The sequence below is a fragment of the Rhodococcus sp. DK176 genome (assembly GCF_038447315.2).
In the GTDB taxonomy this organism is placed as follows: domain Bacteria; phylum Actinomycetota; class Actinomycetes; order Mycobacteriales; family Mycobacteriaceae; genus Rhodococcus_F; species Rhodococcus_F jostii_A.
Map to the genome: position 1 here is coordinate 6,298,385 of NZ_CP118321.2, position 19,962 is coordinate 6,318,346.

Here is a 19,962-nt window from a genome sequence, read left to right on the forward strand (position 1 = left end):
CCCGATGACGGTGGTCCTGCTCGACCCGTTGCGGCCGACGACGATCCCGATGGAGGCCGTCGGGGTGGTCGGTGACGGGGTGGAGTTCACCGACGAGGTACCCCAGGGCGTGCGGACCCTGCTGACCGAAGCACCCGGGGCCGCCGTCCTCGTCAGTACCGACCCCGACCACCCCACCGTGCGCGAGTGGGTCGCATCGGGGTCACGCGTCATCGCGGCACCGAAGGTCCCGGGCGACAACCTCGTCGAGGCCGCCGAGGTGATGGACCGACTGTGGAGTTACGGCGGCTGGGAAGTGACGCAGACGCACCGCACCCTGTCGCACTACCTCGTCGAGGAGACGTACGAGGTTCTCGACGCGATCGAGTCGTCCGAACCCGCTGACCTGCGTGAAGAACTCGGAGACCTGCTGCTGCAGGTCCTGTTCCACTCACGCATCGCCTCGGCGTCGGGCAATTTCGACGTCGACGACGTGGCCGCGACCCTGGTGGCCAAACTCGTCCACCGCAGTCCCCACCTCGGGGAGGACGTCGTCGGACCGATCGACATCGCGGAGCAGGAACGGGCATGGGAGATCCGGAAGGCGGCGGAGAAGGCGCGGAGTTCCTGCCTCGACGGCGTCGCGATGAGTCAGCCCGCGGCGTCCCTCGCGGCGAAGGTGATCGCCCGCGCGAGCAAGGCCGGCCTGCCGCCGGAGCTCGTGCCCGTGGAGATCGAGTCCGGTCTGGTAGCCGAGGCGGAAGCCGAGACGAGACTCCGGGCGGCGACGCACGCGTTCATCACCCGGATCCGGGCAGCCGAGAATGGGGCGCGTGCACAGGGCAAGTCCGCGCTCGGAGCAGCGGACTGGGCGTGTCACTGGCCGTCGTGAGAACGACCGGTCCGCGCGATCGCTCCGGTTTGCCGAAATGTAACTGAGTTGTAAGTCACTCCGCGTTAACTGGTGCACAAGAAACAAACTTGAGATAGGTTTACCCCTGCAAAGAAGACCGATAGTCGAAAAAATGGATGTTTTCTGAACTGCGGGGGTTCGAACGGTCTCTGCTTCCTTTGCACGCTGCACGTGGTGAGGACATCACTCCAGACACGGGGTGGTCAGTGCTCGCATGGGACGACTGTGATGCTGCCGGGCCATTCGCCCGACGAGGAAAGACGGACAAATGAGCCTCTACACGCCTGATCGCCTGGAACCCTCCGACGGTACCGACGTCGTGGGCGTCGACCAACGCAAAGGCGAAGACAACGGTCGCAACGACGGGGACGGGTCGCAGCGGCCGACGGTCACGGTCGTCGTGCCTGCCATGAACGAAGCCAAGAACCTCCCGCACGTTGCCGCGCGGATGCCGGCCGACATCGACGAGATCGTCTTCGTCGACGGACATTCCGTCGACGACACGGTCGAGGTGGCCAGGAGTCTCTGGCCCGACGCCACGGTCGTGACACAAAGCCGAAAAGGCAAGGGCAATGCCTTGGCCTGCGGTTTCCTCGCCTCCACGTCGGACATCATCGTGATGATCGACGCCGACGGATCCACGGACCCGGCCGAGATCCCGCTGTTCGTCGGGGCACTCGTGGCAGGCGCGGACTTCGCGAAGGGAACGCGCTTCGCCGCCGGCGGCGGAAGCTCGGACATCACGTTCAGCAGGAAGCTCGGAAACAAGGCGTTGAACGCCATCGTCAACCTCAAGTTCGGGGCATCGTTCAGCGATTTGTGCTACGGCTACAACGCATTCTGGCGTCACCACGTCCCGGTGATGGCGCTGCCGTCGGTCGACGCGACACAGGCGCAGTGGGGCGACGGCTTCGAGATCGAGACGCTCATCAACGTGCGAGTCGCCAACGCGGGTCTGAAGATCACCGAGGTCCCGAGTTTCGAACAGGATCGCATCCACGGCGAGAGCAATCTCAACGCGGTACGTGACGGGCTCCGGGTGCTGCGCACCATCAGGAGCGAACAGCGCACCCCCGCAGCGGACGTGTCCCCGGCCCCCGTCTCGCGAGGCTGAGCAACCATGACGGTGTCCACCCTCGTGTCCTGCTCCGTCGTGATCTGCGCCTACACCACCGAACGGTGGACCGACCTGTGCGCCGCAGTCGACTCGGTGCTCACCCAGAACGTGCCCGTGCTCGAGGTGCTGGTGGTGATCGACCACTCCGAGGAACTGTTCTCGCGTGCCGAACGGCACTTCGCCGGGCAGACCCGGGTGACCGTGCTGCGTAACTCCGGGTCGAAGGGGCTCTCCGGAGCCCGCAACACGGGCGTGCGCGCGGCCCGCGGTGACGTGATCGCGTTCCTCGACGACGATGCGCGCGCCGAACCCGACTGGTATCGCGTGTCCGCCGCCCACTATTCCGACCCCGACGTGCTCGGCGTGGGGGGATTCGCCAGTCCCGTGTGGCCCGCGGACCGCCCCGTGTGGATGCCCGCCGAGTTCGACTGGGTGGTCGGCTGCAGCTACGTCGGCCAGCCGACACGTATCGAGCCGGTGCGGAACTTCATCGGCTGCAACATGTCTCTGCGGCGCACGGTGTTCGACGCCGTCGACGGGTTCAGCGACGGGATCGGCCGGGTCGGGAAGACACCGGTCGGGTGCGAGGAGACCGAACTCTGCATCCGGATCCGCGCCCACCAGCCCTGTGCGCAGCTGCTGTTCGACCCCGCGATGAGGGTGGCGCACCGCGTCTGCGACGACCGCACCACGTTCCGCTACTTCCTCTCGCGCTGCTTCCACGAGGGCGTGTCGAAAGCCCTGGTCGCCGATCTCGTCGGGGCCGGCGACGCGCTCAGCAGCGAGCGGGCGTACACCGCACGCGTTCTCCCGCGAGCTGTCGTCACGGGGATCGCATCCCCGCGGCACGGCGGGCTTGCCCGGGCCGGTGCCGTGGTCGCGGGGCTCACGGCGACCACTGCCGGCTACGTCCGCGGTCTTGTCGGTCTGCGATCGAAGCGGGTGACGGCATGACCGGAACACTCGATCGCCGGATCGACCTCGTGCCTGCTCTCGTGAGCGATCACGCGCCGACGTGGGACGGGGCCGTCTGGGTCGGCGAACTACGCGGACCCGTGCAAGACGACACCGAATACCGGCTGGAGCGCGCCGAGGGGTATCGGCGTGCCCGGCTGCTCGTGCGAGAAGACCGCACCCTGCTGGGATTCGTCGAGATGGACATCGAGGACGGCCGACTCGAGGCCGGTGCACTGCAGCGTGCACTGGACGGGCTGCTGCCGGAAGCGGTGGCCGAAAGCATCGCCACCACCGACGCATCCGGCCCCTCCGTCACCGTGGTGGTCTGCACCCGGGATCGGGTCGACAGCCTGAAGGTCGCCCTCGAATCGATCCTGTCGCTCGACCATTCCGACTACGAGGTGATCGTGGTCGACAACGCATCCCGCACCGATGCCACGCGGCGGTACGTCGCCGAACTCGGTGACCCCCGTGTGCGCGTCGTGACCGAGCCCCGCCCGGGCCTGTCCCGGGCGCGCAATGCGGGCGTTCGCGCGGCGAACACGGAGATCGTCGCGTTCACCGACGACGACGTCGTCGTCGACCCGCACTGGCTCACCGAACTCGTCGCCGGCTTCGGCGCCGGGAAGGCAGTGGGGTGCGTGTGCGGAATCGTCCCGAGCGGGGAGATCCGCACACCCGCGCAGGCGTACTTCGATCAGCGGGTGGGATGGGCGAGTTCCTGTGTCCCACGGTTGTTCGACCTCGCGCACCCACCCGCCGACGTGCCGCTCTTCCCGTTCCAGGTAGGCGTCTACGGGACCGGTGCGAATTTCGCGGTCGATCGGCAGGCCGTGTTCGCGCTGGGGGGTTTCGACGAGGCGCTCGGGGCGGGAGCCCCCACCGACGGTGGCGAAGACCTCGACATGTTCTTCCGTGTGCTGCACTCCGGGCGGCAGCTGGCGTACCGGCCCGGGGCGGTCGTGTGGCATCGGCACCGGGCGGACAACGAGGCGCTCGCCGTCCAGGCGCGCGGCTACGGCCTCGGGCTCGGCGCGTGGCTGGCGAAGATCGCCGTCGACCCCCGCACCGCCTGGCTCGCAGTGCGCATCGCCGTGCGGCAGGCGCCGGCGTTTCTTCGTCTGTCGCGGAAGATGTCCCGCGTCGCCACCCCTCCGGACGGTCTCGCCGACGACCTTCCCGTGGGGATCGGGGCCACCGAACTGCGGTCCATCGCGCGTGGCCCGCTCGCCTATCTGAAGGCCCGCGTGGAGGGCCGGGATCCGGCGCCGATGAGAGGGATGACCCATGAGCGCCCATCCTGATCTCGCCGGCCGCACCGACCGCACCCGGTTCGCCACCTGGTTCGGACCGGCGGACGCGCCGCTGTTCGGCGTCGTCGACCTTCCTGTCGACGGCCGCTGCCGCGGTGCCGTCGTCCTGTGCCCGCCGATCGGCAAGGAACAGGTCGACTCGTATCGCGGAATGGTGTACCTCGCCCAGCAATTGCGGGCTCGGGGGCTTCTGGTGTTGCGGTTCGACTACCGCGGCACCGGTGACTCGCCGGGCGCCCAGGACGAGTCCGACGCGGTCGCGGGGTGGCTCGACAGCATCCGGACGGCCGTCGACTTCGTGCGCAGCTGCGGCATCACCGACATCGGGCTGGTCGGCCTCCGGGTCGGCGCCCTGCTCGCCGCGCAGGTCGCCGTGACGTGCGGTCCGGTGCGGGCCGTGACCCTGTGGGATCCGGTGGTGCGCGGCCGCGCCTACCTGCGCAAGCAGACTGCGCTCCACCAGCTGGTGGTCGGTCCCGAGGACGCGGACGATCCGCGGGTCACCCTCATCGGTGCGGTGCTCGCACCGGCCGCGGCTACGGCCCTGTCGGCGATGAGTCTGCGAGCCGCCACTCCGCCGCCGGGCGCGAAGGTTCTGATGGCGTTGCGGGACAGCGAGGTCGATTCCGTCGGGATGCGTGAGGCCGTCGCGGCCTGGAACGCCGAGCACTTCACGGTTCACGACTACGAATCGTTTCTCGAGCCGGCGGACTTCGTGGTCCGGCTCCCGTTCGGCGACATCGACCGGATCGCCGACTGGATGTCCGCGTCCTTCGGCAACCACCACACCGGTGCCACACTCGATCTCCGCGCCACCGCCGTCGTGGATCGGACCGTCGACGGCAGGCAGGTCATCGAGACTCTGGGCTTCGAGGGAGCGTCCGAACTCTTCACGATCCGCACGTCCGTCGCGGCCGAGCGGGACGCGGCGCACATCCCTGCGGCGCCGACGGTGATCTTCCACGGCACCGCCGGCGAGCACCGCGTCGGGCCCGTCCGGCTGTGGGCCGAGACTGCCCGCGAACTCGCGGCCCACGGGATCGTCAGCGTTCGCTTCGATCGCCGCGGCACCGGCGACACCGGCACGGTGCAGCACGGCGAATCCACCACCATCTACACGGACGAATCCCGGGACGACGCCGTCGACATCATCTCCGTCAGCGGTGCGCAGCCCGAATCGGCGGTGCTCGTGGGCATGTGTTCGGGGGCGTGGAACTCGAGTTACGCCGCCCTCCGGCGTCCGGTCCGGGCGGTGGTCCTGGTCAACATGGCGGACTGGACCATTACCCGTAAAGCCTTCGTGAAGCAGTCGACGATGGACGCCGGCCAGGGTTCCCTGACGGGTGCCGCGCTCGCGCTACTCCACCGGTACGCGGCGACGTCGAAAAAGTACCTGCGGGTGTGGATGCCGTACCGCGGCTGGTTGTGGCTGGGCCGGGCCGGGTTGCTGCAGGTGCCGGAGGTCATGCTCGCTCCGCTGAACGACCGTGGCGTGCACACCACCGTCCTCCTCTCACCGATCGACTACGCCGCATTCGTCGAGAACCAGGGAGAACGCAGCCTTCGCCGGCTCCGGCGCGCCGGCTGGAACGGACGCCTGGTGACGTACCCGTCCGGCGATCACTCGCTGTACAGCACCGCCCTGCGGGACAGGGTCCTGCGGGACGTCCTCGCCACCGCGCTCGGTGAATTGACCGTGGACAGCGTCGACGACGCCCGTGACGATTCCCGGCCGGAATTGGTCGGGTAATCGTGGGATCCCCGACAGCGACGCAGTCGCACCTACGCGCGAAGCACCGTGCCGAGCAGGCACCGCGATCCGCGGGGCGGAATCTGCAGCTCAACTCGATGGCACTGATGCTGTCGAGTGTGGTCACCGGTGTACTCGGCCTCGCCTTCTGGGGTGCGGCCGCGCGATTGTTCCCCGCCGATCAGGTGGGCGTGGCGTCCGCACTCATCTCGACGGCGATCATGCTGTCGACGCTGTCGAATCTCAGCCTGGGCTCGATGTTCGAGCGCTTCCTCCCCGTGGCGGGCCACCGCGCGGGACCGTTGCTGGTCAAGGGTTTCGCCGCGGTGGCCACGCTGGCCTTCGTGTCGGCCGTCGGGCTCATCGTCCTCGGTCCGCGGGACACGCTGTTCGAGAACAACCTGGAAATCGCGATCTATCCGGTGTTCGTCGTCGTGCTCGCGCTCTTCGCCCTGCAGGACCAGACCGTCTCCGGGCTGGGCGTGGCCCGCTGGGCGGCGTCGAAGAACGTCTTCCACGCGCTGGCCAAACTCCTCGCGGTCGTGGTGCTCGCGGCGTCGGGGTCGGCGCTCGCCATCGTCGCGTCCTGGGGGGTCACCGCGGCGATCGCCGTTGCGGTCGTGTTGACGTCGATGGGCCTGCGCATTCGGTCCGACCCTCGGTACCGGCAGGTACCCGCGCTGCCGTCCAACAAGGAACTCGGTGTGTACTTCGGCTCCTCGTACGGCATTTCGGCGCTGGGGGCCATCGCCCCGCTCGTCGTCCCGCTGATCGTCGTCACCCGGGTCGGCACCGCGGCGAACGCCTACTTCGCAGTGACGTGGTCGATCGTCAGCGCCCTCTACATCATGGTGAACCTCATGGTGGGCCCGTTCGTCGCCGAGGCCGCCGCGCATCCGGACAAGATCGTCAGCCTGTCCCGCCGGTTCGTTCGCACCATTGCCGCGGTCGCGGTGGTGGGTGGATTCGGGCTGGCCTTCGTCGCGCCGGCGGCGCTCGGATTCATCGGCGACGAATACCGGGCGCAAGGAACTCCTCTGCTCCATCTCGCCGCGGTATTCGTGCCTCTCACGGTCATCGGCGCCGTCTACGACGGTCTCGCGCGGGTGTACCGCCGGCTGACCCTCGCCGTCGTCACCCAGTGCCTGGCCACGGTGGTCATCATCGTCGGCAGCCTGGTCTTCAGCGCGTCGGTCGGCGTCGCGGGGGTGGGCTGGGCGTATCTCGCCGCGGAGACGCTCACCGCCGTGATCCTCGCCGGACCGCTCATCTCCTGGCTCCGCCGACTCCAGAACCGCTCCAAGTGGGAGCGGTGGCTGGCGAAGAAGAGCGTGAACCAGCAACCGATGTGGCAGGTGTCCGATGTCGACGCATAGAGCCAGTTCCCGCGACCTGATGCGCAGCGGGAGCCGGATGATCACCGCGATCGGTCCTGTCCGACTGCCGAGCATCGGCGAGATCCGCGACACGCTGACGCAGCTCGCGCACGCGGGCGGACGGCACACCCCGATCGGCCTCGTCCCGACCACCGAGTCACGCCGGTGGCAGCACCGACCGCAGGACTTCCTCGGGCAGGTACGGGATCTCGGACCCTGTACCCGGGAGGAGGTGCCGCAGCTGCTGACCCGGCTGGCACGGTCGGGTGCGTCCGCATACTCGCTGAACGTCGCGGTCGCGGGCGATTTCCTCCTGCTCGACATCTCCCACGGACTCGGCGACGGCAGGCTCGCGCTGTCTCTCGTCCATGCCGTTGCCGGTGGACGCATGGGGACGCCGGTTCCGGAATGGGCGCGGACACGCGACAGCGCTCTACCGCTCGCGTGCGCCCTGGTCCGGACCTTCGCGTCGTCCCCCACGCGTGTCGTGAGGCTCCTCGAATCCCGGCGCGCTGCCGCACACGGTTCCGGATCCGCCGAGGTGGTCGTGCCGTGGCACGGCGCGCCCACCGCGGTCATCGCGTCGACAGCGTCGGGCACCACCGCGGAACTGCGTCGCTGGCGGGATCGGGAAATGCCCCAGGCATCGGTGTCGTCGTTGCTGTTCGCGGCCGTCTCGCGCGCGATGCGCAGTCGTGGCCTGGCGATCGACGACGAGGTCGACGTCCTCTTCGACTGCCGCCGGTACCTCCCGGAGGCCGCGACGGTGAACGGCAATTTCGCTGCCCTGGTGCGGTTCTCACTGTCGGACCCGGGTGATGCCGCCGAGATGAGTGCGGCGATCGCGCAGGCCACGGCGTCGGGCCGGCCGCTCGCCTCGCTCGCACTCAGCACCGCCACGTTCCGCAGGCGGGTGCGCGCCGGTGTTGCGCACGCGCGGGCCACTCACGTCGCCGCGGACCCCCGGGCGAGGCTCGTGTACTCCGACATGGGACAGGCCGCACTGCTGGCCGATCTCGACTGGACCGACGGGCCCGGCCGGCGTCTCGTCACCGCGCTGAGCGAACCGGCCGACCCTGCGTCGATCGTCTTCACCGCGGTGCGCCACGGTCCCGACCTGGACGTGTCGGCGTCGCTGCACGACAACGTCTTCGACCCCGAACTCGTCCGCAGCGCCCTCGCGGACGCACTGTGCGACCCACTGTCTCTACTGTCTCGAAGGATCTTCTGACCATGCCCTCACACGTCCTCGAGACCTCGAAGCGCGCTCCGCTGTACCTCACCGTTGCCGTACTGCAGTTCTTCGTCGTCGAATTCCTCGTCGCCGGCACGTGGCGCGGTCACTACAGCTACTCCGCCAACTTCGTCAGCGACCTCGGCGTCCCGTTCTGCGGCACGGACGGAAACGCGCCGTGCAGCAAGACATCCCTGCTGATGGACGCGTCGTTCGTGGTGACCGGACTGGCCTACCTGGTGGCCGCCGTCCTGTGGCACCGCATCGAACGGGTGCTGCCGCCGGCCCCCGTCGTCTTCCTGGTTGTGGCCGGGATCGGCGGAGTAGTGGTCGGTCTCGCGCCGTCGAACACGCATTGGGAAGTGCATTCGCTCGGCGCCACGCTCTTCCTGATCTTCGGCAGTCTCTTCACGCTCACGACGGCACTCACCGTCCGGCCTCAGATATCCGGACCGGCAACGTACGTCGCCCTCGCACTGGGGGTGCTCGGACTGGTGGGGTACTTCTGCTTCACCTACTCCTGGGACCTCGGTCTCGGCGTGGGTGGTATCGAACGGGTTGCAGCCTACTCGGCGATCCTCGGGTTCGTCGTGTGCGTCCACCTCGTGACACAGCTGCAGTCGGTCCGACGTTCGGCTGTCGGCCCGGTCGGAGACGGTGCCGGTGCATAGGCAGCTGAACCGTCCACGCAGGACCCGCGCCGTGTCCGCGGCGACGGTGGTCCTCGCGCTCGTCTGCATCGGCGCCACCGGGTGGTACGCGTCGAGCGATGTCGCCCAGGCATCGAGGAAGGGCGAGTCGGTGCTGATGTTCGACGATTTCGTCGGGCCCGCCGGAACCTCGCCCGACCCCCGCTACTGGGGACACGCGGTCGGGGGAGGCGGCTGGGGTAACGACGAGGATCAGGTGTACACGGACGATCCCGCCAATTCCAGGCTCGACGGCGAGGGCAACCTCGTGATCGAAGCCCGTCCCGACGGATCGGGGTACACGTCCGCCCGGCTTGTCACCCTCGACCGCTTCGCATTCCAGTACGGACGGGCCGAGGCCCGCATCAAGCTGCCGAGCGGACAGGGCCTGCACCCGGCGTTCTGGTTGATGGGCACGGACGTCAACCGTGTGGGCTGGCCGCAGTCGGGGGAGATCGACGTGATCGAGACGATCAACGACGAGTCGTTCTATCACAGTGCGCTGCACGGCCCGTCCGCGGACGGCACCCCGTGGGAGGTGAAAGCCGAAGGCAGCGGAAACATGTCGGACGATTTCCACGACTATTGGGTGGAGCGGTCGCCGGACCGGATCACGTTCGGCATCGACGACGCGGTGACGGGCGAGTTCTCGCGTGCCGACCTGGACCCGGGGCAGGAGTGGGTGTTCGACAAACCGTTCTCCCTGTTGCTGAATGTCGCCGTCGGTGGACGGTGGCCGGGCGACGTCGGAGCCGACACGACGTTTCCCGCCGCGATGCTCGTCGACTGGGTGAGGGTCACCGATGAGTGATCTCCTCACTGTGGAGCGCCTCGACACGAGGGCTCCGGAGCTGCCCCGGTACTACGACGTCGCCGCGCTGGCCTCGGCGGTCGCGGGACTGACGTCCCTGGCGCCGCTTCCGTCGTCGGTGAGTGCGGTGCTGCTGACGGTGTTCGTGTTGATCGGACCGGGGCTCGCGATCGTGACGTGGTTGCGGATACCGCTTGCCGCAGCCGTCGCGGCCGTCCCCGTTCTCGGGTTGTCCGTGGTGACTGCGGCCACGACCGTCCTGGCCTGGTTCTACCGATGGCCCGCGACGGGTCTGCTGCTGGTGATGGTCCTGGCCGTCGTTGCGTCCGCGCTGCGGCACCGCTGGCAGGACACCGGCGCCGAGCCGGTTCGCGCGGTGACCGTGCAGCAGATGTCGTTCCGTCTGTCGCAATGGTGGCACGCCGCCCGCCGGAACCGGCCGCTGATCCTCGCTGCCGTGGCCCTTGCCGCGTGGGTGGTGGTGCTCTTCGGTCTCGGCTCCACCGCGTATTCACAGTTCGGTCTGCTGTTCGTCGGAAGCGGCCCCGGCCTCGTGGTGTGCGCCCTGATGATCCTCGGCGCGTTCGTCTGGGCTCTTCGCGAGAGGGCTGTCGGGACCGCTGCCGTTGCCGTGCTCGGCGTGATCGCGGTGGAACGGCTCACCCCGACCCTCGTCACCGACGTTCCCATCTACGGGTGGACGTACAAGCACCTCGGCGTGGTCGACTACATCCAGCAGTTCCAGACTCTGCCGCCGAAGGGCGTCGACATCTACGGCGAGTGGCCGGGCTTCTTCACCGCATTCGCGTGGTTCGGCGACATCACGTCCGTGGACATGATGTCGATCGCCCACTGGTTCGCGCCGGTGATCCACGTACTGCTGGCCGTCGTGATCGCCGCGATCGCCCGGCTCCTCAGGTTCGGCATACGGGTGGCACTGACGGCCGCGATGGTGGCGGAACTCGCCAACTGGGTGGGGCAGGACTACTTCTCGCCGCAGGCCGTCGCCCTCGTCATGGCACTGGGTGCGGTGGTCCTGCTCGTGGTGTCGACGGAGCACCGCTCCGCGGCGTACCTGTCGATCCTCGTGTTCGCAGCCCTGGTGCCCACCCATCAGCTGACCCCGTACTGGCTGTTCGGCGTGACGGTTGCATTGGCGGTGGCGCGGAAGATCCGCCCGTGGTGGCTCCCCGTTCCCTACTTCGCGATCCTCGTCGCCTATCTCGTTCCCCGGCTGGACATCGTTGCACCGTACGGGCTGCTGTCCGGTTTCAACCCGGTCGACAACGCCGCCAGCAACGTGACCGCCGTCGGCACGTTCGGGAAGATCTTCACCTCCGCCGTGTGCCGATCCCTGTCCGCGGGCATCATCCTGCTCGCCGTGGTCTGCGCGATCCTCCTTTGGCGTCGCAAGCGTTCCGCCTGGGTCGGGACCGTCATGGCGTTCAGTTCGTTCGCGCTGCTGGCCGGTCAGAGCTACGGCGGTGAGGCGATCTTCCGGGTCTATCTCTACGCCGTGCCCGGGTGCGCGATTCTCATCGCGCCGATCCTCGTGGACGCTCTCACGATCAGGTTCCGGTCCGGAGTGCTTCGCCGAGTCGTCCCGGTCGGACTCGCGAGCGGACTGGCCTACGTGACGTTCGCGGGCCTGCAAGGCTATTTCGGGTTGTGGTCGCTCGTCATCGGATATCAGTCCCAGGTGACGTTCGCGGAGGACATCCTCGCGAACGAGAAGCCGCCGGCGACGGTCATGTCCCTCTATCCCGCCGGTCTTCCCACTCGGATCAGCGCCGACTACATCAAGTTCGCCGTCGTCGACAAGGATTTCGATCAACCCTTGCTGGCCTTGCCCCCGGCCGTGCTGGAGGGCTTCCCCCGCGGCGGCCAGATCGAGATGCTCACCGCGGATGCGGCGGAACGCGACGGCGACACGTATCTCGTGTTCAACACGCAGGGCACTGCCGCCATCCGCTACTACGGTTATCTACCCGACGGATCCGTCGAGAACTTCGAGGACCAGATGCGGTCCAGCCCCGACTGGTCCGTGTACGCGCAGGACGACAACAGCACGATCTTCCGTTACACGGGGCCGCGCCGGTAACGGCCACGTCGCGTATTCGGTCACGACCGGTCACGGCGACGCCTAGCATCGGCACATGCAGCGGACGCGCTCGGCCCTGTTCGAGATTGCGTTGACGTGCTCGGTGGCGCTGTGCGCGCTGTCCCTCACCCCGGCTGTTGCCGCCGCCGCGCCCGGCGGTGGAGGCCTCCGGACCGCCTACCCCGGATACGCCGTGATCGGCAGCGACGAATTCGACGGACCTGCAAACGCGGCACCCAATCCACTGTTCTGGGGCTACGACCTCGGAGGCGGTGGGTGGGGCAACAACGAGAAGCAGGCGTACACCGACTCCCGCCAGAATTCGCGACTCGACGGCAACGGTCGTCTCGTCGTCGAGGCCCGCAGAAACGGTGGCGGGTTCACGTCGGCGCGGCTCGTGACGCGTGGAAGGTTCGAATTCACGTACGGGGTGATCGAGGCCCGGATTCAGGTACCGTCCGGCCCGGGAATCCATCCCGCGTTCTGGACGCTCGGGAGCAACATCACCAGCGTCGGGTGGCCTGCCTGCGGGGAGATCGACATCCTCGAGGTGATCGGGGACGGTTCCCGATACCACGCGGGAGTGCACGGCCCGACCGTCGGCGGCGGGCACTGGGAACGCTCGACGAACGGCACGATCGGTGCGAACCTCAGCGCGGGTTTCCACGACTACGCCCTGATCAAAGCACCGGGCCGCATCTCGGTGGGCATCGACGGGAACATCGTCGGCACGGTCACCACCGCGGACCTGCGACCCGAGGAACGCTGGGTGTTCGACGCCCCGGCGTACCTGCTGTTCGATGTGGCCGTCGGCGGGAACTGGCCCGGCCCGGTCACGTCGTCGACACGCTTTCCCGCCACCATGCTGGTGGACTGGGTGAGGTTCTCCCAGTGACGTCCGGGACGCGCGAGTTTCGGGTGTGAATAGAATCAGGTTCATGGCCGTGTCGACCTCAGAGTGCCGCTGCGGTCATCCATTCGCCGCTCACGAGCATTACCGCAAGGGCACGTCCTGTGCAGTGTGCGACTGTCCGCGGTTTCGGCGGCCACTTCCCCGGTTGATCCGGAAACTCGTCGGCCGCTGACCGCGATCGCGCACGGTAGCGTGCAGATCCGGGCACAGTCGACGAGTACTGCCTTACGGGCGGCCACGGAAACATACTATGGGTATCTTTTTGGACTATATTTCAGCATGTATGTCGTGCAAAGATGGACATCTGGATACTTCAAATCCCTTTAATTGACGACGGCAGGCGGCAGTTCGGGTGGTGGCGATGGGACATCGGTCAGCCGAGCGGGTGGGGACGTCGTCGAGTGCCGAGGCCGTGTGGAAAGGCGGTCTGTGGGCGATCGCGGTCGCATTCATCGTTCCGTCGCTGCTGTTCGCGCTGGGTTCGTGGTGGGGATGGGATGGAGCGTTTACGACGATCGTGATTGCCGACGTGAGTCTGCTGGTGTTCGTGGTTCTCGCCACCGCGTGTGCCGCCTGGGCTGCCTGGGTAGGGCGGGGCGCGGTGCGCCATAGCTGGTCGGCGTTGGCAGGTGGGCTGGCGGCCTGGTCGGTCGGTCAAGCCATCTGGTGCTACCACGTGGTGGGCCAGCGAAGTGATCAGATACCGTTCCCCTCCGCGGCGGCTGCGGCATATCTGTTGTTCCCGGTCGGCGCATGCGCGGCGCTGTTGTTGTTCCCGGCCGGTGACAGCGGACAGTCCCGTACCCGGCTGATTCTGGACGGAATCATCGTGGCCGGTTCACTGTTCGTGGTGTCATGGGTAAGCGTGCTCGGCAGCGTGTACCGCGCGAGAAGCGACACACCGGTCAGCCTCGTGTTGTCCCTCGCCTATCCTGTCGCCGACCTGGTGATTGCGACGATGGCGATTGTGGTTCTGACCCGAGCGCGGGCGGGGGAACGCCTGACCCTGGGACTGCTGTGCATCGGGATCATTCTCATGGCGTTGTCGGCCAGCGCGGTCTCCTACCTGACCGCGCTAGGCACCTATCACAACGGCGGTGTCACCGACCTGGGCTGGGTGGCAGCCTTCGTCTCGATTGGGCTGGCGGCGCTGTCGAGCACCCGCACACCGTCGCCCGAACCGGTCCCGGTGCAGATTCCGTCCCGAGCACGGTTGTGGCTGCCGTACGTTCCGTTGTTGCTGGCCGTTGCGGTCGGCCTGCAGCGAGAGCTGCCCAGCCTGGGCTCCGGCCCGATTCCCGCCGCGATTTTGGTCCTGGTATTCACCTTGTTGGCACGGCAGTTCATCGTGTTGGCCGAGAACCGGCGGCTGTTGCTCACCGTGGCCCGACAGGCCTTTCGCGACCGACTGACCGGACTGGCGAACCGTGCGTTGTTTCTCGACCGACTCGACCAGGCACTGCAGCGCCAACGACGGGAACTGACACCGATCGTGGTGCTGTGTGTGGACCTCGACGATTTCAAGACAGTCAACGACAGCCTCGGCCATCCCGCAGGGGACGAGCTGTTGATCCGCGTTGCCGAACGGCTCACCGGGTGCGTGCGGAGCACCGACACCGTCGCCCGGCTCGGAGGTGACGAGTTCGCGGCACTGGTCGAAGGGAGCGTCGAGGATGCTCTGTCGGCCGCAGATCGGGTGCTCGAGGCATTCATCCCGCCGTTCGTCATCGATGGTGTCGCGCTCTCCATCCGTCCCAGCATCGGACTGACCATTGCCACATCCGAGGTCCCCGACGCGACGACCGAGAGCCTGCTCAAACAGGCAGATTTGGCAATGTACGCGGCCAAACGCTGCGGCGGGGGCTGCCTTCGCAGTTTCATGCCGAATCCGGCCGGCTTCGACGAGATCGACGGGCGAACCCACGCCGACCACCCCACCCTCCGAACCATCGACACCGGGCCCGGGGAGATCGAGAACCTGCCGCGAGCCGTGGAATCCGTAGAGGAGCAGGCTCTCTCGGGGTGGGGCGACGCGACCGGACTGTTGTCGGCACACAGCCGAACGCGGCCGTTTCGGACCGGCTGGGTGTCGCCACCCGGTCGGTCACGGCGCGGTGTGATTGCGGCGCTCGGGCTTCTGCTGATCGGTGCGGTTCTGTACGGGATCTCGATCGCGGCAGGGGATCAGGCAGGCTGGATCGTGCTGCGCGAGGTGCTCTACGACGGATTGACGCTGTCGGTCGGCGTCGTGGTCGCCGCTCGCGCGTGGTGGGTGCCGGCCGAGCGGCAGGCATGGTGGCTGATCGCGCTGGGGCTGACGAGCTGGTGCGTGGGCGATGTCGTGGCGATGTCGTGGGTGCCCGATGGACAGTCCCCATCGCTGGCCGATCCGCTGAAGTTGGCGTTCTACCCACTCGTCTACATCGGGCTGGTGTTGCTCCTCCGCGCGCGAGCGCGGCGATTACCGGCCGAGATCTGGTTGGATGCCATCACCGCCGGTTTGACCTTGGCGGCGCTGGCAGCGGCCCTCGCATTCGGTCCGATCGAGTCGGTGGCGAGCGGATCGCCCGCAGCGGTGATCGTCGGGTTGGCATACCCGGTGGGAGACGTGCTGCTCCTGGCGCTCGCGGTCGGAGCGCTTGCGGTGCTGGGTTGGCGTGCCGAGCAGCGGTGGGTGCTGCTGGTCGCGGGGTTCATGCTGTTCGCGGTGGCCGACACTGCCTATCTGTTTCGCAATGCCGACGGTTACGTCGAGGGCACGTGGATCGATGCGCTCCCGCACGTCGCGGTGTTGCTGGTGGCCATGGCCAGTTGGCGGGCCCCCGGCCCGCGGCGATCCGATCAGCGCCCCGGGCTGGCTATCTGGGTTCCCCCACTGGTGTGCACCGCCGCGGCGGTGGGCCTTCTGGTGCTCGACCACGATGCGCGGCTGTCGCGGCTCGCGGTGGTTCTGGCCGCGCTCAGCCTGCTCGCGGTCGCCGCCCGATTCGCAGTGACGTTCCGTGAAGTAGTCGTCCTGGCCGACAGCCACCGCGAGGCGAGGACCGACGACCTCACGAACCTGGCAAATCGGCGGGCAATCACGGCCGCTCTGGCGGCCGAGTACTTCGACCACGTGGCACAGCCGGCCGGGCAACCCCGACGTCCGGGTCCCGGCGTGCTGCTGATGGATCTGGACCGGTTCAACGAGATCAATGATTCCTTCGGACGGTATGTGGGCGATCAGTTGCTGCGCCAGGTCGCGGATCGGCTGGCCCGGTCGGTGCGGCCGGGCGATCTGCCGGCCCGCATCGGCGGAGACGCGTTCGCGGTCCTACTCCCGTCAGGGATCGATCTTGCGGAAGCCTGTGCGCTGGCTGATCGTCTGCTCGAAGTGTTACGCGAGCCGTTTGACCTCGACGAGGTCACCGTTCACGTCGAGGCGAGCATCGGGATCGCCCTCTGCCCGCAACATTGCGCCAACCCCCAGGACTTGCTGCAGCGCGCGGGAGTGGCGATGTATCGGGCCAAGTGCGACCGCCGCGCGCTCGAGGTGTACGACGCCGCCGAGAACCAGCGCAGCATGGAGGAGCGGCAGACCATCGACGAGCTGCGGACGGCGATCGCTGGTGGTCAGCTCACGTGTTACTACCAACCGAAGGTCAGTACATGCGACGGCCGGGTGCACGGCGTCGAGGCTCTCGTTCGGTGGGAGCATCCCCTCCGCGGTTTACTCCTGCCCGATCAATTCCTTCCTCAGGCCGAACAGTCCGGACTGATGCGTCCACTGACAGCGAGAGTGCTGGAGCTTGCGCTGGGTCAGGCGAGGAGCTGGCTCGATCGTGGTATATCGCTGACCGTCGCAGTGAACCTGTCGGTCACGAATCTGCTCGACGCAGACCTGGTTGCCGAGATCGACCGACTCCTGGACGACCTTCGGTTACCCGCCGACACGTTGATCCTCGAGATCACCGAAAGCGTGCTGATGACCGACTACAGGCGCGCCAGAAGGGTGGTCGAGGCGCTGCAGGGTCTGGGAATCGGATTGTCGATCGACGACTACGGCACCGGCTGGTCCTCCCTTGCCTATCTGCAGGACCTCGCCGTCGATGAGCTGAAGCTCGACCGGATCTTCGTCGCCCGCCTCGCCAGCGACCCTCGATCCGTCGCGATCGTCCGATCGACCGTGGAGCTCGCACACAGCCTGGGTGCGTCTCTGGTCGCCGAAGGCGTCGAAGACGAAGACACCCTGAAGGCCTTGCGTCGATACGGCTGCGACGTCACCCAGGGGCACTACCACGGCCGTCCGCTGCCCCCCGACCAGCTCGACCTTCGGTTGCTCGGCCGGCACCGTTGATGCACAGGCGGTGTCACGTGCGCGGGATCGGGAGGCTCTACGTGAACAGTCCCTGCCCCCAGTACTGCCCCTCGGCGAGGCCGGGCGGGCAGGCGAAGAGGGCGGACCCGACGTGCTGGATGTACTCGTTCATCGCATCGTTCCGGGACAGGTTGAGTTGCATCGGCACGAACTGTTCCTGCGGGTTGCGGCAGTAGGCGATGAAGAAGAGTCCGGCGTCGAGGTGGCCGAAACCGTCGGAGCCGTCGGTGAAGTTGTATCCGCGACGGAGGATCTGGATGCCGCCGAGTTCCTGAGCGGACGCCAGCCGCACGTGCGCGTCGACGTCGATCACCGGGTCGTGACCCTTCTTGGAATCGAGGTCGAGTTCGTCGAATTCCGCCTTGCCGCTCAGCGGGGCGCCGGTGCCCTTGGACCGTCCGATCACTCGTTCCTGCTCGCCGAGCACGGTGCGGTCCCACTGCTCTATGAGCATGCGGATCCGCCGCGCCACGAGGTATGCGCCGCCGCCCATCCACGCCTGGTCGTCGCCGGACGCCACCCACACGTGCTGATCGAGGATGCCGGGTTCCTCGGCCTTGATGTTGTTCGTTCCGTCCTTGAACCCGAACAGGTTTCGCGGTGTGTCCTGGGTGGTCGACGTCGACGAGGTGCGGCCGAACCCCAGTTGCGACCACCGGACCGAGGCCGTCCCGAACGCGACGCGCGCCAGGTTGCGGATGGCGTGCACGGCCACCTGCGGGTCGTTGGCGCACGCCTGGATCGCGATGTCGCCACCGCTGCGCGCCGGGTCCAGGTTGTCCGCCCGGAAGTGCGGAAGGTCGACGAGCGCGGCGGGCTTCTTGGACGCGAACCCGAACCGGTCGTCGAACAGTGAGGGCCCGAACCCGATGGTGAGCGTCAGCTGGGACGCCGGAAGGCCGAGCGCCTCACCGGTGTCGCTGGGCGGGACGTAGGCGCCGTCGCCGATGGCACCGTCCGGGGTGGCCTCCTCGCCGGCGGTCATCCGCGCGGCCATCTCGGTCCACTTCTTCAGGAGTGCTTCGAGTTCCTCACGGGACTTCGTGGTGACGTCGAACGCCACGAAGTGCATCCGGTCCTGCGCCGGCGTCACGATGCCGGCCTGGTGTTCACCCCGGAAGGCGACGACGTCGGCGTGCGAGAGTGGCGGTTCGGCGGCGGTGGCGCGCCCGACCAGTGCACCGGCGCCGGCAAGGGCGGCTCCCGCCCCGACGGCGCCGAACAGACGTCGTCGGGACATGCCCTTGCGCTCGTCCGGCGAGGTGGTCGTGTCGGTCGTACCGGTTGGATCAGTCATGATCATGCGCCTGCTACCACGCCCTGAACCTGGCTGACCTCGGCCGAGAGGGCGTCGATCTTGCGCGACAGTTCCTGGCGCTGTTGTTCGTTGACAGTGTCGTAGAAGACGAACCCGTCGCCCTGGCGGTACTGAGCGAGTTCGGCATCGAGGTCCGCGAAACGCTGGGTGATGTTCGCGGACAGTTCGGGATTGCGTTCGTCGATGATCGGCTGCAGTGCGGCGACCGCGGCCTGCGAGCCGTCGACGTTGGCCTGGAAGTCCCACAGGTCGGTGTGCGAGAAGATGTCTTCCTCACCGGTGATCTTCGACGTCGAGATCTCGTCGAGCAGCCCCTGCGCGTCGCCGGCGATCTTGGTGGGGTCGATCGTGTAGTCCTCGGCGTTCACCTGGTCGGCGAGGTACTGGACGTCGACGACGAGTTGGTCGGCGATCGCGTTGGTGTCGGGCTGGGGACCGGTGACCCACAGATCCTTCTCGAGCCGGTGGAAGCCCGTCCATTCCTGCCCGGGTTCGAGGTCGGCCTCCCGCAGGTCGAGCTTGGGGTCGAGTTCGCCGAAGCTCTCCGCCTCGGGCTCGATGCGCTCGTAGTAGGTGCGGGAGGCGGGGAAGAGGGCCTTGGCCTGCTCGACGTTGCCCGCCTTGACGGCGTCGACGAACTGCTGCGTCGTGTCCTGCAGCGCGACGACCTGGCTGCGGATGTAGCGGCGGTAGCCGTCGGCGGCCTCGGCGAGTTGCCCGCTCTCGTCGGATGCGCTCATCGAGTCGCCGGTGACGGTGAAGTCCTGACGGATGCCGTTGCCGACCATGCCGGGCTTGCACGCGAGCTGGTAGGTGCCTGCGTCGGGCAGCGACACGATGAGCTGGCGGGTGAGCCCGGGACCGATGTTCTCGACCTCACCCATCGCCCGGTCGCCCTCCGCGTACACGTAGAACTCGGTGACCTTGCTGCCGTTGTTCGTGACCTGGAACGTGTTGTTCCCGGTGGTCCCGGAGTCGGCACTGACGTCACACGTGTCGTCGCTCGCGGTGACGGTGATGTCGTCCGTGCTCGCGGTCGACTTCTCGGTGCAGCCTGCGAGCGCCAGCGGCAGCAGAGCGACCGAGGCGAGGGCGAAGGTGGTGCGGCGCGGGGTCTTCATGGGCGGAAGTTGC

Annotated in this window: 14 protein-coding genes; 12 read left to right on the forward strand and 2 right to left on the reverse strand. The window is 67.7% G+C overall.

The window, feature by feature from the left end; translation table 11 throughout:
- Nucleotides 1–4 precede the first annotated feature (4 nt).
- The 12 genes from PSR88_RS29275 to PSR88_RS29330 all read left to right on the forward strand — a co-directional run bounded on the left by PSR88_RS29275 (nucleotide 5) and on the right by PSR88_RS29330 (nucleotide 17,489).
- The gene (locus PSR88_RS29275) at nucleotides 5–871 is read left to right on the forward strand and encodes a MazG family protein (RefSeq protein ID WP_016883425.1); all 867 of its coding nucleotides are present in this window, start codon (nucleotides 5–7) and stop codon (nucleotides 869–871) included.
- 289 nt (nucleotides 872–1,160) lie between these two features.
- Nucleotides 1,161–2,006, forward strand: coding sequence for a glycosyltransferase family 2 protein (locus PSR88_RS29280; RefSeq protein WP_016883424.1), 846 nt, complete (start codon nucleotides 1,161–1,163; stop codon nucleotides 2,004–2,006).
- A gap of 6 nt (nucleotides 2,007–2,012) precedes the next feature.
- Nucleotides 2,013–2,963 (forward strand): glycosyltransferase family 2 protein, encoded by a 951-nt coding sequence (locus PSR88_RS29285; RefSeq protein WP_011597878.1) that lies wholly within the window; start codon nucleotides 2,013–2,015, stop codon nucleotides 2,961–2,963.
- Nucleotides 2,960–4,270, forward strand: coding sequence for a glycosyltransferase (locus PSR88_RS29290; RefSeq protein ID WP_011597879.1), 1,311 nt, complete (start codon nucleotides 2,960–2,962; stop codon nucleotides 4,268–4,270). Before PSR88_RS29285 ends, PSR88_RS29290 begins: the two co-directional genes overlap by 4 nt.
- On the forward strand, nucleotides 4,254–6,029 hold the full coding sequence (locus tag PSR88_RS29295) for an alpha/beta fold hydrolase (protein ID WP_016883423.1): 1,776 nt from the start codon (nucleotides 4,254–4,256) through the stop codon (nucleotides 6,027–6,029). Before PSR88_RS29290 ends, PSR88_RS29295 begins: the two co-directional genes overlap by 17 nt.
- A gap of 2 nt (nucleotides 6,030–6,031) precedes the next feature.
- On the forward strand, nucleotides 6,032–7,405 hold the full coding sequence (locus PSR88_RS29300; protein ID WP_016883422.1) for a lipopolysaccharide biosynthesis protein: 1,374 nt from the start codon (nucleotides 6,032–6,034) through the stop codon (nucleotides 7,403–7,405).
- Nucleotides 7,392–8,636, forward strand: a complete 1,245-nt coding sequence (locus PSR88_RS29305; protein WP_016883421.1) for a hypothetical protein — start codon at nucleotides 7,392–7,394, stop codon at nucleotides 8,634–8,636. The genes PSR88_RS29300 and PSR88_RS29305 overlap by 14 nt, the downstream gene beginning before the upstream one ends.
- A 2-nt stretch (nucleotides 8,637–8,638) precedes the next feature.
- Nucleotides 8,639–9,310, forward strand: a complete 672-nt coding sequence (locus PSR88_RS29310; protein ID WP_011597883.1) for a DUF998 domain-containing protein — start codon at nucleotides 8,639–8,641, stop codon at nucleotides 9,308–9,310.
- A 31-nt stretch (nucleotides 9,311–9,341) separates the two neighbouring features.
- Nucleotides 9,342–10,139 carry a glycoside hydrolase family 16 protein gene (locus PSR88_RS29315; protein ID WP_016883420.1) on the forward strand — a complete coding sequence of 266 codons (798 nt, stop codon included), beginning with the start codon at nucleotides 9,342–9,344 and terminating at the stop codon, nucleotides 10,137–10,139.
- Nucleotides 10,132–12,240 carry a hypothetical protein gene (locus PSR88_RS29320; protein ID WP_016883419.1) on the forward strand — a complete coding sequence of 703 codons (2,109 nt, stop codon included), beginning with the start codon at nucleotides 10,132–10,134 and terminating at the stop codon, nucleotides 12,238–12,240. The genes PSR88_RS29315 and PSR88_RS29320 overlap by 8 nt, the downstream gene beginning before the upstream one ends.
- Before the next feature lie 55 nt (nucleotides 12,241–12,295).
- The gene (locus tag PSR88_RS29325) at nucleotides 12,296–13,135 is read left to right on the forward strand and encodes a glycoside hydrolase family 16 protein (protein WP_016883418.1); all 840 of its coding nucleotides are present in this window, start codon (nucleotides 12,296–12,298) and stop codon (nucleotides 13,133–13,135) included.
- 379 nt (nucleotides 13,136–13,514) lie between these two features.
- Nucleotides 13,515–17,489 (forward strand): diguanylate cyclase domain-containing protein, encoded by a 3,975-nt coding sequence (locus PSR88_RS29330; protein ID WP_016883417.1) that lies wholly within the window; start codon nucleotides 13,515–13,517, stop codon nucleotides 17,487–17,489.
- 37 nt (nucleotides 17,490–17,526) lie between these two features.
- Here the strand turns inward: PSR88_RS29330 and efeB are convergent, their stop codons facing one another.
- Entirely contained in the window at nucleotides 17,527–18,807 is a 1,281-nt protein-coding gene (gene efeB, locus PSR88_RS29335) for an iron uptake transporter deferrochelatase/peroxidase subunit (RefSeq protein WP_029539509.1), read from the reverse strand.
- A gap of 2 nt (nucleotides 18,808–18,809) precedes the next feature.
- The gene (efeO, locus tag PSR88_RS29340; RefSeq protein WP_016883416.1) at nucleotides 18,810–19,949 is read right to left on the reverse strand and encodes an iron uptake system protein EfeO; all 1,140 of its coding nucleotides are present in this window, start codon (nucleotides 19,947–19,949) and stop codon (nucleotides 18,810–18,812) included.
- Nucleotides 19,950–19,962: the final 13 nt, after the last annotated feature.

Bases quoted from the DNA above. Each gene is read 5' to 3' on its own strand.
- PSR88_RS29305 (WP_016883421.1), top strand. From the start codon at position 7,392: ATGTCGACGCATAGAGCCAGTTCCCGCGACCTGATGCGCAGCGGGAGC.
- PSR88_RS29285 (WP_011597878.1), top strand. From the start codon at position 2,013: ATGACGGTGTCCACCCTCGTGTCCTGCTCCGTCGTGATCTGCGCCTAC.
- PSR88_RS29280 (WP_016883424.1), top strand. From the start codon at position 1,161: ATGAGCCTCTACACGCCTGATCGCCTGGAACCCTCCGACGGTACCGAC.
- efeB (WP_029539509.1), bottom strand. From the start codon at position 18,807: ATGACTGATCCAACCGGTACGACCGACACGACCACCTCGCCGGACGAG.
- PSR88_RS29325 (WP_016883418.1), top strand. From the start codon at position 12,296: ATGCAGCGGACGCGCTCGGCCCTGTTCGAGATTGCGTTGACGTGCTCG.
- PSR88_RS29275 (WP_016883425.1), top strand. From the start codon at position 5: ATGACGGTGGTCCTGCTCGACCCGTTGCGGCCGACGACGATCCCGATG.
- PSR88_RS29320 (WP_016883419.1), top strand. From the start codon at position 10,132: ATGAGTGATCTCCTCACTGTGGAGCGCCTCGACACGAGGGCTCCGGAG.
- PSR88_RS29295 (WP_016883423.1), top strand. From the start codon at position 4,254: ATGAGCGCCCATCCTGATCTCGCCGGCCGCACCGACCGCACCCGGTTC.
- PSR88_RS29310 (WP_011597883.1), top strand. From the start codon at position 8,639: ATGCCCTCACACGTCCTCGAGACCTCGAAGCGCGCTCCGCTGTACCTC.
- PSR88_RS29330 (WP_016883417.1), top strand. From the start codon at position 13,515: ATGGGACATCGGTCAGCCGAGCGGGTGGGGACGTCGTCGAGTGCCGAG.
- PSR88_RS29290 (WP_011597879.1), top strand. From the start codon at position 2,960: ATGACCGGAACACTCGATCGCCGGATCGACCTCGTGCCTGCTCTCGTG.
- efeO (WP_016883416.1), bottom strand. From the start codon at position 19,949: ATGAAGACCCCGCGCCGCACCACCTTCGCCCTCGCCTCGGTCGCTCTG.